General features: G+C 53.9%; 13 protein-coding genes. 3 read left to right on the plus strand and 10 right to left on the minus strand.

Annotation, left to right across the window (positions count from 1 at the left end; genetic code table 11):
* Window positions 1–12: 12 nt before the first annotated feature.
* The 8 genes from nusA to U8T64_RS02985 form a co-directional block, all read right to left on the minus strand.
* Complete coding sequence (gene nusA / locus U8T64_RS02950) at window positions 13–1,092, minus strand: transcription termination factor NusA (protein ID WP_322180800.1); 1,080 nt, start codon at window positions 1,090–1,092, stop codon at window positions 13–15.
* A gap of 103 nt (window positions 1,093–1,195) precedes the next feature.
* Window positions 1,196–1,678 (minus strand): ribosome maturation factor RimP, encoded by a 483-nt coding sequence (rimP, locus tag U8T64_RS02955; protein WP_322180802.1) that lies wholly within the window; start codon window positions 1,676–1,678, stop codon window positions 1,196–1,198.
* Window positions 1,679–1,962: 284 nt separating this feature from the next.
* Window positions 1,963–2,502 carry a stage V sporulation T C-terminal domain-containing protein gene (locus U8T64_RS02960; protein WP_322180804.1) on the minus strand — a complete coding sequence of 180 codons (540 nt, stop codon included), beginning with the start codon at window positions 2,500–2,502 and terminating at the stop codon, window positions 1,963–1,965.
* Window positions 2,503–3,267: 765 nt separating this feature from the next.
* Window positions 3,268–4,308 carry an ABC transporter substrate-binding protein gene (locus U8T64_RS02965; protein ID WP_322180806.1) on the minus strand — a complete coding sequence of 347 codons (1,041 nt, stop codon included), beginning with the start codon at window positions 4,306–4,308 and terminating at the stop codon, window positions 3,268–3,270.
* Between the two features lie 101 nt (window positions 4,309–4,409).
* The gene (locus tag U8T64_RS02970) at window positions 4,410–5,861 is read right to left on the minus strand and encodes a DUF4340 domain-containing protein (RefSeq protein ID WP_322180808.1); all 1,452 of its coding nucleotides are present in this window, start codon (window positions 5,859–5,861) and stop codon (window positions 4,410–4,412) included.
* A gap of 4 nt (window positions 5,862–5,865) precedes the next feature.
* Window positions 5,866–7,527 carry a DUF7088 domain-containing protein gene (locus U8T64_RS02975; RefSeq protein WP_322180811.1) on the minus strand — a complete coding sequence of 554 codons (1,662 nt, stop codon included), beginning with the start codon at window positions 7,525–7,527 and terminating at the stop codon, window positions 5,866–5,868.
* Between the two features lie 24 nt (window positions 7,528–7,551).
* Entirely contained in the window at window positions 7,552–8,256 is a 705-nt protein-coding gene (locus tag U8T64_RS02980; protein ID WP_322180813.1) for an ABC transporter permease, read from the minus strand.
* On the minus strand, window positions 8,253–9,260 hold the full coding sequence (locus U8T64_RS02985; protein WP_322180815.1) for an ABC transporter ATP-binding protein: 1,008 nt from the start codon (window positions 9,258–9,260) through the stop codon (window positions 8,253–8,255). The genes U8T64_RS02980 and U8T64_RS02985 overlap by 4 nt, the downstream gene beginning before the upstream one ends.
* Before the next feature lie 628 nt (window positions 9,261–9,888).
* On the opposite strand from U8T64_RS02985, the gene U8T64_RS02990 reads away from it, so the two are divergent.
* From U8T64_RS02990 to U8T64_RS03000, 3 genes are all read left to right on the plus strand, one after another.
* Window positions 9,889–11,181, plus strand: a complete 1,293-nt coding sequence (locus U8T64_RS02990) for a DUF1015 domain-containing protein (RefSeq protein ID WP_322180817.1) — start codon at window positions 9,889–9,891, stop codon at window positions 11,179–11,181.
* 31 nt (window positions 11,182–11,212) lie between these two features.
* A complete protein-coding gene (locus tag U8T64_RS02995; protein WP_322180819.1) occupies window positions 11,213–11,761 on the plus strand; it encodes an NUDIX domain-containing protein in 549 nt (182 codons plus the stop codon).
* A gap of 342 nt (window positions 11,762–12,103) precedes the next feature.
* Window positions 12,104–12,715, plus strand: coding sequence for a lysozyme inhibitor LprI family protein (locus U8T64_RS03000; protein ID WP_322180821.1), 612 nt, complete (start codon window positions 12,104–12,106; stop codon window positions 12,713–12,715).
* 235 nt (window positions 12,716–12,950) lie between these two features.
* Here the strand turns inward: U8T64_RS03000 and U8T64_RS03005 are convergent, their stop codons facing one another.
* Window positions 12,951–13,841 (minus strand): carbohydrate ABC transporter permease, encoded by an 891-nt coding sequence (locus U8T64_RS03005; RefSeq protein ID WP_322180823.1) that lies wholly within the window; start codon window positions 13,839–13,841, stop codon window positions 12,951–12,953.
* 60 nt (window positions 13,842–13,901) lie between these two features.
* Window positions 13,902–14,834 carry an ABC transporter permease gene (locus U8T64_RS03010; protein ID WP_322180825.1) on the minus strand — a complete coding sequence of 311 codons (933 nt, stop codon included), beginning with the start codon at window positions 14,832–14,834 and terminating at the stop codon, window positions 13,902–13,904.

Consider the following 14,834-nt stretch of genomic DNA (forward strand, 5'->3'; position numbering starts at 1 on the left):
GGAGCCGTTTTCTCATTCTTCTCCGAAAAAGCCGCTCTCCGGCTTGATATCGATCTTCCAGCCCGTCAGCCTGGCAGCCAGCCTTGCATTCTGTCCCTTGTTGCCAATGGCCAGAGAAAGCTGGTTGTCCGGCACTGTGACCTTGCAGGAACGGGAGCCGTCCTCGGCCACCTCTACAGAGATCACATTGGCGGGAGAAAGCGCCGCCGCGATAAACACACAGGGATCCTCGTTGTATTCCACAATATCGATCTTTTCTCCGCCCAGCTCATCTACGATCTCGGAAACTCTGGCGCCCCTGGCGCCGATGCACGCGCCCACCGCGTCCACATCGGGGTTGTGGCTGAGCACCGCAAGCTTTGTGCGGGAGCCGGCCTCTCTGGAAACCGCCTTGATCTCCACGGTGCCGTCGTAGATCTCCGGCACCTCTGTTTCAAACATGCGCTTCACCAGATCGGGGTGAGTACGGGAAATAATGGCCTTGGGCCCCTTTTCCGTTTCCCGAACGTCCACTACATAAACCTTTATGTAGTCGCCTTCGCGCACGGTTTCCTCACCGATCTGCTCGTTTTTCGGCAGCACGGCCTCCGCCTTGCCGATCCGCAGGGTGATCGCGCCGGTTTTCATATCTACCCGCTCCACCAGACCGCTGACCAGCTCCTGATGCTTACTCTGGAACTCCTGCATCATCTGGCCCCGCTCACTGTCACGGATCCCCTGGCGAATAATATTTCTGGCGGTTTGGGCCGCCACCCGGCCGAACTGCTTGGTGTCCAGCTTCAGGCGGACAAAGCCCCCCACCTCGGCGGCGGCGTTATCCTCCTTTGCCTTTTCCAGCAGGATCTCCCGGTTGGGGTTCTCCACCTCTTCCACGATCTCCTTTTTCAAAAACACGTCAAACTTTCCGGAGGCGGGGTCGATCTCGATCTCCACGTCCTCATTTCCGTAATTGTTTTTGCAGGCGGTGGAAATGGCCTTTTTGATCTTATCCAGCATAAATTCCGCCGGGATCCCCTTTTCCTTTTCCAGCAGCTCCAGAGCCAGAAACAGCTCTTCATTTCCCTGCTTTTCGGGTTCCTTTTTTCTTGCCATGGTATAGTTCTCTCCTTTTCTCCGGCCTTGACCGGTTCCGTTACAAGGCCCGTTCTTTCTATTGAGCGTTTCAGAGCTTATATTTCACCGATGAATACAGACTTTACAGCTCTTCTATGACGTTCACCGCGGCACATTCCTTTTTTTCCAGGGTCACGCTGGTTTCCTCGTCCAGCTGAAGCTCAAATTCTCCTCCCGGCTGGGCCCGAAGCAGAATTCCCTCCAACACCCTTCCACCGTTTTCCAGCGGGCGGATTAGCTTTACCCGAAGGGGCTTCCCCAGATAGGCCTGAAAATGCTCCGGGCGGGTGAGCTTTCTTTCCCAGCCCGGAGAGAAAATTTCCAGCATGTACTCCTGGGGAATGGGGTCCTCCCGATCCAGCACGGGATTTAAGGCATGGGTCATATCCACACAGTCGTCAATGGACACGCCGCCCTCCTTGTCGATGAAAACGCGGAGATACCAGTCTGCGCCTTCCTTCCCGAACTGTACGTCCCAGATGGACAGGCCCAGCTCCCTTGCCAGGGGCTCCGCCATATCCCATACACGCTCCGCCGTGCTTTTCTTTTTGCTGTCGGGGCTCAAGCACATCTCTTCCTTTCCAATAAGTAAACAAAAGAGCGGGTCGCCCCACTCTTTCATCGTCACCTTATTACCATGAGTGATTATAGCACCGCACTTCCTGAAAATCAAGGGTTTTTCTGGATTTCCCTTGATTTTTTCTCCAAAGCTCCCGGTTCGGAGCCTGAGGGAAGCGCCGGATCGATCACACTCGGAGGTTGGCACGCCGGCTGAGTAATTTTGCCGCTCCTCTGATCAGGTCTTTCTAACCCTGCGCGCCGTTGTTTGTGTACCACGTCTTAAAGTGCTTAAGCCTCTAACTGCCGGGAAAGGAACATGGCGGCGGCTTTTAGGCTCTCCACTGCTTCCCCGCTGACTCTGGCAGGGGATTTTTCCCCCTTCAAAAGCACCACGGCGCCCATGGCGTCCCCCACGGAAACCACTGGAAACACAGCCAATGCCGCTGCGGGGAATTCCTTGCAGACCAGCACGGTATTTTCCCCGGCGGTCACAAAATTCCGGCGGCCCTGGATCAGCTCGTCCAGCTGGGGCGCCACGGGCTTATGCAGCAGCTCCTTTTTCGCCGGCCCCGCGATGGCGATGATCTGCTCGGTGTCGCAAATGGCGGCGGCGTGCCCGGTCAAATTGACCAGCGTTTCCGCATAGGCGGAAGCCAACTGGGACATTTCTCCCACCGGAGAGTATTTTTTCAGGATCACCTCGCCGGAGACGTCCGTAAAGATCTCCATGGGCATTCCTTCCCGTATTTTCAACGTGCGGCGGATCTCCTTGGGGATCACCACCCTTCCCAGATCGTCGATCCTTCTGACAATTCCCGTTGCTTTCATATTTTTCATTCCTTTCGTGCAAGGTTTAATAAAGGCAGCACCGCACAAAGATTGTGCGCAAGTTGTGCAGTCAGATTTTTCGTCAGAGTGCACAGATTGAGTGCAGCCAATCTTGCGATTGGCAAACGAAAGCTGTGTGCTATGACGGAAAATGTGCAAGCAAATTGTGTACAAAGGCCTCTGGCCGGTCTTTGTGCGGGGTTGCCTAAAGTAATTTCGCGGCTCCCACCGGACCCATCTTGCCGCTTTTCCGCTTGTCCCTGGTCACCTGCAAGGGTAGTATTTGCACGAATTGGGAGTTTATCCCTAAGAAAACGGGAAAATCGTTTTGTCCGTTTTCCTGTGGAATGCAAAACGGGAAAAGGGAATTTCAGGTCATTTTTCAGGAAAAGGAAAGAACAATGTTTCGTTTCTCAAATATCAAGTTCACTTTTCGGGCAACAACTCAACATTTCAATTTGACTTTTCGCAAAAAGTAAAGAGGAAATTTCACTTTTCAAGAGCGGTTTTGAATTTTTTCTTAAAAAAGCTCTAAAAACGCAAGTCACAGAGGAGCAGCAAGGGCTTTTTCAAGATTTTCTTGTTATTCTTTGCTTTCCTGCCTTACGGCATACCGTAGCTGAAAGAAATCACGGGGCACATTTCCCTTGTTCCCCAAAGCCGTATGGCTTTGAGGCCGCATGGCTTTTTCTCTGCGCATTTCTCAAAAGGGGATAAAAAAACAAACGCCCCGAAGCCGAGGCGTTCCTTGAAATTCTTTTTTTCTTACTGCTCCGTACCGCCCGCGTAGAAATGGGCGCTTCCCAAAATCTCTTCGGGGAAAACGGCCTTGATGGCGTCCAGAGTAGTTTGGTTTACATAGGTGCGGTGCTCAGTTAAATTCACTGCCGAAATCTGAGAAACAGGCTTTCCCTCTACCAGCTGTACCGCCAAGTCGGCGGCCTGGCGCCCCAGCTCGCCGTAATCCAAGCTCACCGCCGCCAGGGCCCCACTCTGTACCAGAGCGTCGGTGCCTGCGTACCAGGGCTTTTTCGCCTGAAGCATAGCCTTGGAGATCGTTCCAGACAGGGCTCCCGTTCCCGTACTGATGGGGGTAAATACCGCGTCCACCTTTCCGCACAGGTCAGAAACAGCTTTTTCCGCTTCCTCCTGTTTGGCGGTGACGGAAAGTGTTACTTCCTCTACCGCAAGGTTCTTTTCTCCGCAATATTTCTTTGCTTCCTCCGCCTGGGCCTTGGAAACAGGCTCCTGGGGATCATACAGCAGTCCCAGCGTTTTGAGCGCGGGATTTCCCTGCAATGCCAGGTCGATCACGGCGGAAACAGTGGACTTTCCCAAAACGCCGGTCACATTTCCTTCCATTGCCGGAGCATTTTGAGAGCCCAGCTCCTCCGCCGAAGCGGCCAGCACTTGAATTTCAGTACCCTTTACGGCGGAAACGGCGGCATTGACCGCCGGGTCGGAGATGGCCACGATCAGATCCACCTTGTCCTTTACAAATTTCTGGCAGAGCTCCTCCGCCTTCTTTTCATCGCCGCCGGCGTTCTGGTAATCGATCTTCACCAGGCTCTCATCGCAATTCCATTCCTCCAAACGGCTCATAAAGGCTTCCCGAACCGTATTGAAGGAGGGGTACTCCATAAACTGAAGCAATCCGATGGTATAGGCGGCTTTCTCCGTTTCCGAGGAAACCGGCTGCGAGGACGTAAGGGAGGACGCGTCCTTCCCGCGGGAGCAGCCCTGAAACGCGGCGGTGATCAGAAGCAGGCACAGCATCACGCAAAGAAGCTTCTTTCCATAGTTCATTTTGCGAACCCTCCTTCCAAAATGAGAAAGGCCGTGGAAAAGACGTCCATCGGTTTTATCACCCGCCAGAATCGTCCCGCGGCCTTTTTCTAAAAGTTTTCTTATCCGTGCACCTCAGCCAGCCGGGAGGCCAGCTTTTCTACTTCGCTTTTCCGTACCACGCCGTTAAACTCCCCGTTGAGCACGGCAACGCATCTGTCGTTTTCCGCAGGGTAAAACTCTATGACGTTTTCCTCGGAATTGTCAAAATAGCCGTAGCTCACCCGGAACAGCGGAGTCCCGGAAAATTCTGTTGTTTCTGTGGAAAGCACCGCCACGCTGATCAGATCCTGATAGAAGCTCCGGTAGTCATCATAGGAAATTTCCTTCCCGGCGGCGTTCTTTACCGCCAGGTCATACTGAGGAGAATCCTCGGTAGACTGTTCCTCGTTCAGCGTTCTGGTCATATCGAACCGGTAGTCCGTGCCGTTTGCCGTGAGGGAGAGCTTCTTTACGTCCTTGATGTTCGACAGCCAGATATAGCTCATGCGCAGCTTCAGCAGAGGGATCTCCGCCCAGGATTCCACCGCGCTTTTCGCCACCCGGTACACAACGTCCCGGTCGTCCAGCAGAAGATAGCGGTTCCCGTCGGGATCGGCCTTGCTCACAGACATGGTATGGGTATCCGCGTTCAGGGTAAACTCTATCCTGGCGGCGGGCTCCAAAAGGCCGTATTCCTCCAAAAGCTCATCGGTAAGATGCACGGCCGCCACGCCCAGGGCGGTGGGGGCCTTTACACCCTCAGACAGCGTGGTGAGCCCGTTGGAGCCGGACTCCGCCTTGACGGGAGCGGTCATCAAATATCCGCTGGTCACGCTTTCATCGTATTTGATCTCCACCGGCTCCGGATAATTTGTACCCGAAAGCTTCAGGCTGTATAAAATATCCGGCAGCGTTTCGGTGGATTCCGTGCCGTCCTCGGCTGTGACTACAGAGGTGCGTTCCGCCACAGAATACAGGTAGCTGCTGAAATATTCAAATTTTCCTCCGTAAAGCTGTTCGGATATGCTGGCGACAATATAAACGGTTCCGTCCTTCAGGACATACCGCCCGGCGGATTCTCCCGCCTTGCCGCCCAGGGTAAGCTTTTCCTTTGTTCCGTCTTTCCGGCTGATCTCCACCTCCACGGCGGCTTCCCCGGAAAGCCCGAACTCCTTCAGATCCTCCTGAGAACCCAGGTTCTTGGAGGCCGTCATGGAAAGCAGGTTCCCCACGCTGCTGGAGATCATGGTGGTATTCAGGTCGCAATCCTCATACCCCTCCAGGGAAAAATCCTCTCCCTGGGAAACGAACTGAAAGCTGTCCTCCTGGTTTTTCACGGAAATCGAAGTCACGTCCTCCGCCTTTAGCTCCACCAGGGTCTCTCCGGCAGCGGAGGAAACCTGAGAAGAGGGGGCGGAGGAACTGTTTTCCGCTTCCTCCTGAGAAGGAACTAAAAACAGCCAGGCTGAAACGCCGCCCAAAACCAGCAGCACCAGGAGCATGATCAAAATATTTCTTCCGGTCTTTTTCATAGGCTTACAGGTGCCTCCTCTTCAGGAATATCACCAGTCCCGCAATGAGGATCGCCAGAGGCAGGCCCACAGTAAACACACCCAGGCCCAGCAGATTCACAGTGCTGACAGAAGCCGCTACGTCCAGAGTATTGGTAGGTACCTGCTGAGTCGATACGGACACCTGGCTTCCGTCTGTGCCGGTACAGTATCCCAGCAGATCTGAAACATAGTTTTTGTCGCCAAAGGCGGTAGTATTCATAAAGGTATCGGTAAAGACATAGGAGGAGCCGAATACCACCAGGCTGCGACGAGCTTCTTCACCATCTACTCTGGGGCGCTTTTCCGCGATGCAGGCTACAGACTGCTGAGAGGTTTCCAGGGTGGCGATATCCGCCTCCGTCATATCCTCGGTGGCCACATAAGCGCTGGCGGCGGTAGTCCAGAGAGACTCTGTCATCACCACGTCCCCGTTTGCCTCAAACAGCAGAGAAAGGGGACGGCTGGCCGCAGACACCAGGGGGTTATAGGTGTTTTCATTGAGCAGATTTTCCGAGGGATCTACCAATACATAGCCGGCATTACGCAGGGCCACCCGGGAAGAATCGGTTTCCGCTACCACGCCTTCTCCCACCTGGATCCCCCACTCCTCCAAAAAGCTCTGAAGCCGGGGCAGACTTCCCTGGGAAGCGTGACAGGTCACCAGCAGAGAGCGCTGGCCAGAATGGGTTTCATCGTCGATATATTCCCGAAGCTTTTGGATCTCCTCCTCAGCATAGTCGGTAGAGGGGGTGGGGATCATCAAAAGCTGGGTCTCCTCCGGGATCTCCTCGGTGAGAAAATCAATGCTCTTCACTTCAAAATTCTGTGTTTCCAGCAGCTCCTCAAAGCTGCCCAGCACGTCGTCGGTAAGAAGCTCCCCGTGGCCGGTGGCCATGGTGACCACAGGCATTGTTTCCAGGTTCACGATCTCCAATGCTCCCGCCAGGGCACTGTCTACCTTGGAATAGGTCTCTGTCTGATAGGTGCTCTGGTTATTCCGCACGGTAAACAAATCAGAGGCGGTCAAAAGCTTGTGCCGCTTTTCGGTTTTCACCAACACCGTGCCGGAGGTCAGGTTTTCCTCGGGATATTCGCTGATAAAGCCGGGGTTCGTATCTGGGTCGATAAATTCCACGGAAATTTTGGAATTGACCTCCCGCAGCTTTTCCGCCAGGTTCGATACCTGGCTGTATTCCAGGCCGTAGGAGCTGTACAGGCGATCCTTACGGTACGCCTCTTCCTCGCCGATCAGATAGATAGTAGTTTCCTGCTCTATGCCCTTGGCAATGTCAATAGCCTGGTCGGAAAGGGTATTGAGCTTATCGGCGGTAAGGTCCCAGTTCAAAGAGGGGAACCGCTCTGTCAGAAGCCCCACCAAAATATTGATCACCACAACAATGGCGATAAATACAACGGACATGACGGTGGCCATGCCCCCGCGCTTGAATTTATTGCTTTTGAACAGTCCGCCTCTTTTCTTTTTCTGCTTCGGGGCGGCCTTTTCCGCTTCCTTGTTTTCCTCAGGCTCCACAGCCTGCTCTACCGGACTTTCCGGAGCGGGCTCCGGCTGCGCGGTTTCCTTCTGCTCCGCTTCCGCGGAAAGCTGCTCTTTTTCGAGCTGCTGATCGTTACGATTGGTTTCCATTGTGATAGCCTCCTTCCCTTTCCTTTAGTTCCAGCGGCGGCTTTCCAGCCTGCGGGCGGTCAGGAACAAAAATACCGCGATCACGCTGAGGAAAAATACCGTGCTGGATACGCTGAAAATACCCTGGGTAAAGGTGGTATAGCGGCTGTTGAAGGAAAGCCAGCTTACCAGGGCGCTTACTGTTTTATTGGAAATGGCGGTGGCCAGGTTATCGATATACATCAGGAACACGGACACCACAAAGGTGCCGATGGCGGCAATGATCTGGCTCACCGTCAGGCTGGAGATCAGCACGCCGATGGAGATCATGGCCCCGCCGTACAGCAGAGTCCCCAGGTAGTTGCCCAGGATCTCGCCCCAGGCCGGGGAAGAAAAGAAGCTCATGGCCACTGCCGGAAGCAGGCCCAGGGTGGAGGCGATAAAGAACACGAACCAGCAGGCCAGGAACTTCCCGGTCACTATGGCGGTAACGCTGACCGGCGCGGTCAGCAGCGCCTGGTCTGTTTTGTTCTTCTGATCGTCCGTCATGCTGCGCATGGTAATGATAGGGATCACGATCATGCTGAAGGAGAACATGGTACCGTACACATTTCGGATATAGCCGCTGGAGCCCAGGGCCATGACCTGATAATAGAAATAGCCGTAAAGGGCAGCCAGGGCGGCAATGCACACATAGCCCACGGGGGCGTTGAAATAGGAGCGGAGCTCCCGCTTAAAGATCGCTTTCATTCTTCATTTCCTCCTTGCTCGGCTTCCTCTGCCTCATCGGAGGAGGTTTCCCCGGAAGAATGGGCCAGGGCAGCGTCGCCGCTTGTCAGCTGCAGGAACAGATCCTCCAGTGTGAGATCCATATTTTTCATCGCAAGCAAAGGCCAGCCCTTTCTGGCCAGCAGGGCAAACACGTCCCGGCGCAGGTCCGCGTCCGGTTCGGACTCCACCGTAAGCTCGAACACGCCGGGCTCCTTTTCACCCAGGGAAACCGCGTCCACCACATGGGGCAGCCCCAGAAGAGCGTGCACCATTTCCCGCTCCGGGCCCTCCGCCCGCAGCAGCAGCCGGTGATCCTTGGAAAGATCGTGGGCCAGGGTATCGGTGGCGCCGTCCGCCACCACGCGGCCGTTGTTGATGACGACGATGCGCTCGCACACCGCCTGTACCTCCGACAGAATGTGAGAGCTCAAAATCACGGTGTGATTTCTGCCCAGGTTTTTAATGAGCGTTCTGATCTCGATGATCTGCTTGGGATCCAGGCCCACGGTGGGCTCGTCCAAAATCAGAACCGGGGGATTTCCAATCAACGCCTGGGCAATGCCCACGCGCTGCTTATAGCCCTTCGACAGGTTGCCGATGAGCCGGTTGTAAACATTTTCAATCTTCACCAGCTTGCAGATCTCGGAAAGATGCTTCTCCCGGGGCAGCCTGGCCTTTTTCAGCTCGTACATGAAGTTCAGGTATTCCTTCACCGTCATATCCATGTACAGCGGCGGCAGTTCCGGGAGATACCCGATCATCTTCTTGACCTCCTGGGGCTCGTCCAGGGTGTTTTTCCCCGAAACCAAAACCTCTCCCGAGGTGGCGGAAAGATACCCCGTAATGATATTCATCGTTGTGGATTTTCCCGCGCCGTTCGGGCCAAGGAAGCCCACGATGGAGCCTTCCTCCACTGTAAAACTCACGTGATCCAGCGCCAGCTTGCTGCCGTAGCGCTTCGTGAGGTTTCTGACCTCTACCATTTGACCTGATTCCTCCTGTTTTCCGTCTTGCCCCAAAAGGGCTGATTTCCTGACTTACGGGAGCTCTGCTTCGGTTAAAAAACGCCGTTGTCCCGCTTTTGTCTGTTTTCGGCAGGAAACGAACTTTCTAACATGTGTTTTCACCAAAAATTCCCTTTATAAATAGTACCGCAAAATCGGAAAATTTGCAATACCCTGTCCCGACTCTCCGGGCAGTACTGCTATCATAACCCGACATTGTGAACGTTCCGTGAATGAAGCATGATAAAACGGGGGATAGCAGTTAGTAATTAGTAATTAGCAAGATAACGGCTCATTGAGATTTAGCAAACTAACAAATAGTAGAAAACCCTTGCCTCCCCTGAAAGAGGAGGGGGACCATGCGTAAGCATGGTGGAGAGGTTCCAGCTTGCTATAAAACCTGCATTTTACCGGCTATTCGGGCAGAACCCCTCAGTCACGGCTTTGCCGTGACAGCTCCCCTTTCAGGGGAGCCAAGGGTAAGTACTAATTGCTCATTATTCAATGCTCCGCCGCGGCCTTGACGGGAAAACCGAATACGGTGTACAATAGGGGCACAGTTTATCAAGCTTTTGTTCCGGCATCTAATTAAAACGAGGTGATCACTTTGGCTGAAATCAGGCCCTTTCGGGCGCTGCGGTACGATACCCGGAAAGCCGGGGACATCAAGGAGTTGGTCTGCCCGCCCTATGACATCATCAGCGAGGAGGAGTACCGGGCTTATCTTGCCCAAAATCCTTACAATATGATCCGGCTGGAGCTTCCCAAGGGGGAAAATCCCTATTCGGAAGCCGGAAACGTTCTGAAGGAGTGGCTGGAAAGCGGCGTCCTTCGGGAGGATATGGACGAGGGCGTTTATATTTATGAAGAGGAATTTCTGGACCGGGTGGATCACGGAGAAACCAAAAAGCTTCGGGGCATAATCTGCCGGGTGCGGCTGGAGGAATTTTCCGCCGGGGTGGTGCTGCCCCACGAAGAGACTCTCAGCAAGGCAAAAGAGGATCGCTTTCAGCTGATGCGGGCCACTGGCTGCAACTTCAGCCAGATTTATTCCCTTTATCCGGACGAGAAGCACATTACCCGGCAGCGCCTGGACAACTTGGCCGCCTCCTGCTCTCCCAGATATGAGTTTTCCGACGGTCTCGTGACCCACCGCCTGTGGGTGGTAAACGACCCTGTTTCCATTGCCGCCCTGCGGGAGGATTTTGCAGACCGGAAGCTGTATATCGCCGACGGGCATCATCGCTATGAAACTGCCCTGCGGTACCGCGATACGCTGCGGGAGGAAAACCGGTACTGCCCTGACGCGGACTTTGTGATGATGATGCTGGTGGATATGGAGGACGAAGGCCTGGTGGTATTTCCCACCCACAGGCTTTTGAGCGGCTTGCCGAAGCTTGACAGCGAAAAGCTCCTGAACACCTGCGAACCCTGGTTTGAAATTGCTGAAAGGGAAACCGGGGAAAAAGCGCAGACCGCCCTGTGGGCCTTTTATAAGGAGGGCCGCCACGCCTTTGGCTTTTTTGACGGGGCCCGGTGGCATACCCTTGTACTGCGGGACAGCGGCGTCATGGAGGAGCTGCTGCCGGAAAAAAGCCAGGCCTACCGCAATTTGGACGTGACGATCCTGCACAGCCTGATTTTGGAGCGGCTTTTGGGCATTGATAAGGAAAACATGGCGGCCCAGAAAAATCTGCGCTATACCCGTTCCGCCCAGGAAGCGGAGCAGTCGGTGAGGGCCGGGGAAAGCCAGTGCTGCTTCCTTTTGAACCCCACCCGGGTCAGTGAGATCGGCGCGGTAGCCGCCGCCGGGGAAAAAATGCCCCAGAAATCCACCTATTTTTATCCGAAGCTCATTACGGGCCTGGTGATGAGCCGGCTCTTTGACGAGGCCTATTGATTTTTTATTTAAGATAAAGAAAGGACGCCATATGAAGCTGACAGAGCTGAAAAAATCGGAACGGGAGATCTACAACGGAAAAATCATTCGGGTCCACGTGGACGAGGTGGAGCTGGAAAACGGCAAGCTGACCAAGCGGGAGGTGGTGGAGCACCCCGGCGGGGTCAGCGTGGCGATCCTGACAGAAAAAAACGAACTGATCCTTGTCCGCCAGTTCCGCTATCCCTACGGGAAAGTTCTTTTGGAGCTTCCCGCCGGAAAGCTGGAGCCGGGGGAAGATCCCTTTGAGGCCATGAAGCGGGAGCAGCGGGAGGAAACCGGCACCACCGCGGAAACCTATGTCTCCCTGGGAAATATTTATCCCACACCCGGCTATGCGGGAGAGATCATTCGCCTTTGGGCCTGCCGCCTGACAAGGGACGAGGGCACTCTGCACCTGGACGAGGGCGAATTTCTCACCAATGAGCGCATTCCCCTGCAGCAGGCGGTGGAAATGGTGCTGCAAAATGAGATCCCCGACGCCAAAACCCAGATCGGCATTTTGAAAACCGCCAAATTAGTGGAGCAGGGGATCTTGTAGGGCAAATTAGGAATGAGGAATTAGCAATGAGCAATTTAAGGGCAAGGACTTAATTCGCTGAATTGAAATTTATTAGCCCTTAGCCTCCCCTTGTTTACAAGGGGAGGTGGCCTGCGTAAGCATGACGGAAGGGATCGGGCTTGCGCAGGAAGGCTGCATGAAATCGCCAGCTTTCAATCCCCCCAGTCACGGCAAAGCCGTGACAGCTCCCCTTGCGAAGCAAGGGGAGCCTAAGGGAACTAAACGCGTTACCTGCAACGCTTGTGCCCTTGTCCTTAAAATTGCTCATTCTTCATTCTTACAGCTCCCTGCTCATTTCAGAAAAATAAGGAGGTCACCATTATGAACAACCTGAAGAAGTGGCTTTGCATGGGCTTTTGCGCTGTGATGGCGCTGGGACTTGCGGGCTGTGAAAACAAGAAACCGGAAAGTTCTTCGCTGCCGGAAAGCTCTGATAGCGCAATTTCCTCCACACCGGCGCCGGAAAGCTCCCGGTTTACGCCGGCGGAGGACTTGATCTCCACCCCCAGCGGAGTAGAGGAGGGCTCCTTTGAGGATCTTTTCTCTCAAAATCCCATTGATAAAAAATATGATCAGGACTACTCCCTGGCTTCCTCCTTCTCCATGATGCGCCAGGCCTGCAACCAGGCCGCCAGAAGCTGGCGGGATCTGATCGATACCGTGTATCCTCTGGCGCTGGAACAAACACCGGAAGAGGAAAAGTCCGCCTTGCAGGCGGAGCAGACCGAATGGGAGACCACGGTGGAGGACAGGATCACCGCTATCCGGGAAGAAGCCGGGGACACAAATGAAAGCGTTCTTTCCTCTTCTCAGCAGGTAGTACTCCTCTACCGGGAACGGGCCATGGCCCTTTGTAAAATTATTTTTGAAGCCACCGGCCAACTGCCGGAATTTCCTTCGCCCGAAGGCGGAATCTCTTCCGCGGTAGGATAAAAGGGCAAACGGCGCAATAAAAAAAGAGAGGGGAATACCCCTCTCTTTTTTTATTGCTTTGAATGTATCGAAAAAACTTTTCCCCCCGCTCAGACCTTCATAGTTTTTCCCAATAGATCCTAGTGGAAACGAGAGAAGGTCTGGCGGTTCTCTCGCTTTTCTCTTCCACTATTTATGGTCAAAAGGGCAAACTGCGGCAGTCTGTCTTTCGATTCGGCGAAGGTCTTTTCCAGGCCTATCCCTTCACGGCGCCGAGCACCATACCCTTTACAAAAAACTTTTGCAGGAAGGGATACACGCACAGAATGGGCACCGTGGCGACAATGGTGATCGCCATTTTGATGGAATCCGGCGTGATGGTGGTGGTTCCCAGCGTTCTGGCCATGGCGGAACGGGCCTGCTTGGCAATTTGGGTGGCCTCCGCCTGTCGGAGCACCTTCATTAAAACGTATTGAAGTGTTTCCAGATCCGGGTTTGAGGTGTAATACAGCGTATCCTGCCAGGCGTTCCACTGGTTTACTGCCACAAACAGGCCAATGGTAGCCAAAATCGGCGTGGACAGGGGAAACACGATCTTTCTGAAGATGGTAAATTCCCCCGCGCCATCGATGGTGGCGGATTCCACCAGGCCCTTCGGAAGCTGAATAATGTAGGTTCTGAACAGGATCATGTAATAGGTGCTGAAGGCCCCGGGCAGGATATACACCCAAAAGGTATTCTGAATTCCCAGCTGCTTATACAGCAGAAAGGTGGGAACCAGACCACCGCTGACAAACATGGAAACCACAAAGAACATGTAAAAGACGCGGTAGCCCTTCAGCTGTGTTTTGGTCATCACGTAGCCCGCTAAGGTGGTAACGATCAGGAACAGGGCCGTACCGGCCACGGTGCGCAGAACGCTGACGAAAAAGGCATGATACAGGCCTTCATATCCAAATACGGTGCGGTAGCTGTCGAAGCTGAGGATCCGGGGAAAGATGGTGATCCCTCCCCTGGTGGAATCCCTGGCGTCGTTTAGGGAAACGGCCAGAATATGCAGGAACGGGTACAGCGTGCAGGCGGATACCAACAGCATGTAGAAAAGATTTCCCGCATTGAAAACACGGTCCTGCCAACTTTTACGCATAGGCATCAGAGATCCTTTCTGAATATTTCACTTCGGAGCGGTTTACGAAACGTTTCCGAGTCAGAATAGGCTGTACTCGCTGACCTTTTTGGAAAATTTGTTTGCCGAAAGGATCAGCACCAGCCCTACCGCCTGGCGCAAAAGCCCCACGGCGGCCGCATAGGAATATTGCCCCTCCTGCAGGCCCACACGGAAAATGTAAGTATCCAGCACCTCGCTGAAATTGGACACCATAGCGTTTCCCAGCAAATAGGAGGCGTCAAAGCCCGCGTTCAGCAGGTCCGGCACGGCCAGGACCAGAAGTACCACAATGGTTGGGCGGATCCCTGTAAGCGTAATGTGCCAGATCCGGCGCAATCTTCCGGCGCCGTCCACCATAGCCGCTTCATACAGGGAAGGATCGATCCCCGCAATGGCGGCGATATAGATAATGGCAGACCAGCCCATTTCCTTCCACACGTTCATGGCCGTGACCAGCCACCAAAAAGCCTCCGGGATCGTGAAGAAAACAACGGGCTTTTCCAGAACCCCAAGGGAGACCAAAAGACCGTTTATCGGCCCGTTTGTAGCCAAAAGTGTCTGTACAATATTGGAAACGACCACGAAAGAAACGAAATGCGGCAGATAGGAAACGGTCTGTACGGTTTTCTTGAACCGCACAAAGGGAAGTTCATTGAGTAGCACCGCGAACAAGATCGCAAATACCGTGCCGAAAAGAATATTCAGGAAGCTGATGGCAACGGTATTGCGCAGGATCAGAAATACGGATTTCTCCGAGAAAAAGCGCTGGAAATGCTTCAGGCCTACAAAGGGACTTCCGGAAAAGCCCAGCCCGGGATTGTAATCGTAAAACGAAGTGAAAATACCCCATATAGGAACGTAAGCAAAAATCACAGTAAATAAAATCGCCGGAAACAGCATCAGGTACAGGGTCTTCTGCCGCCACACGGATTTCCGAAGAGAACTCCGCCCTGCTTTTTTATACTGCCGCAT

The sequence above is a fragment of the Neglectibacter caecimuris genome (assembly GCF_034335015.1).
Lineage (GTDB): Bacteria > Bacillota > Clostridia > Oscillospirales > Acutalibacteraceae > Acutalibacter > Acutalibacter caecimuris_A.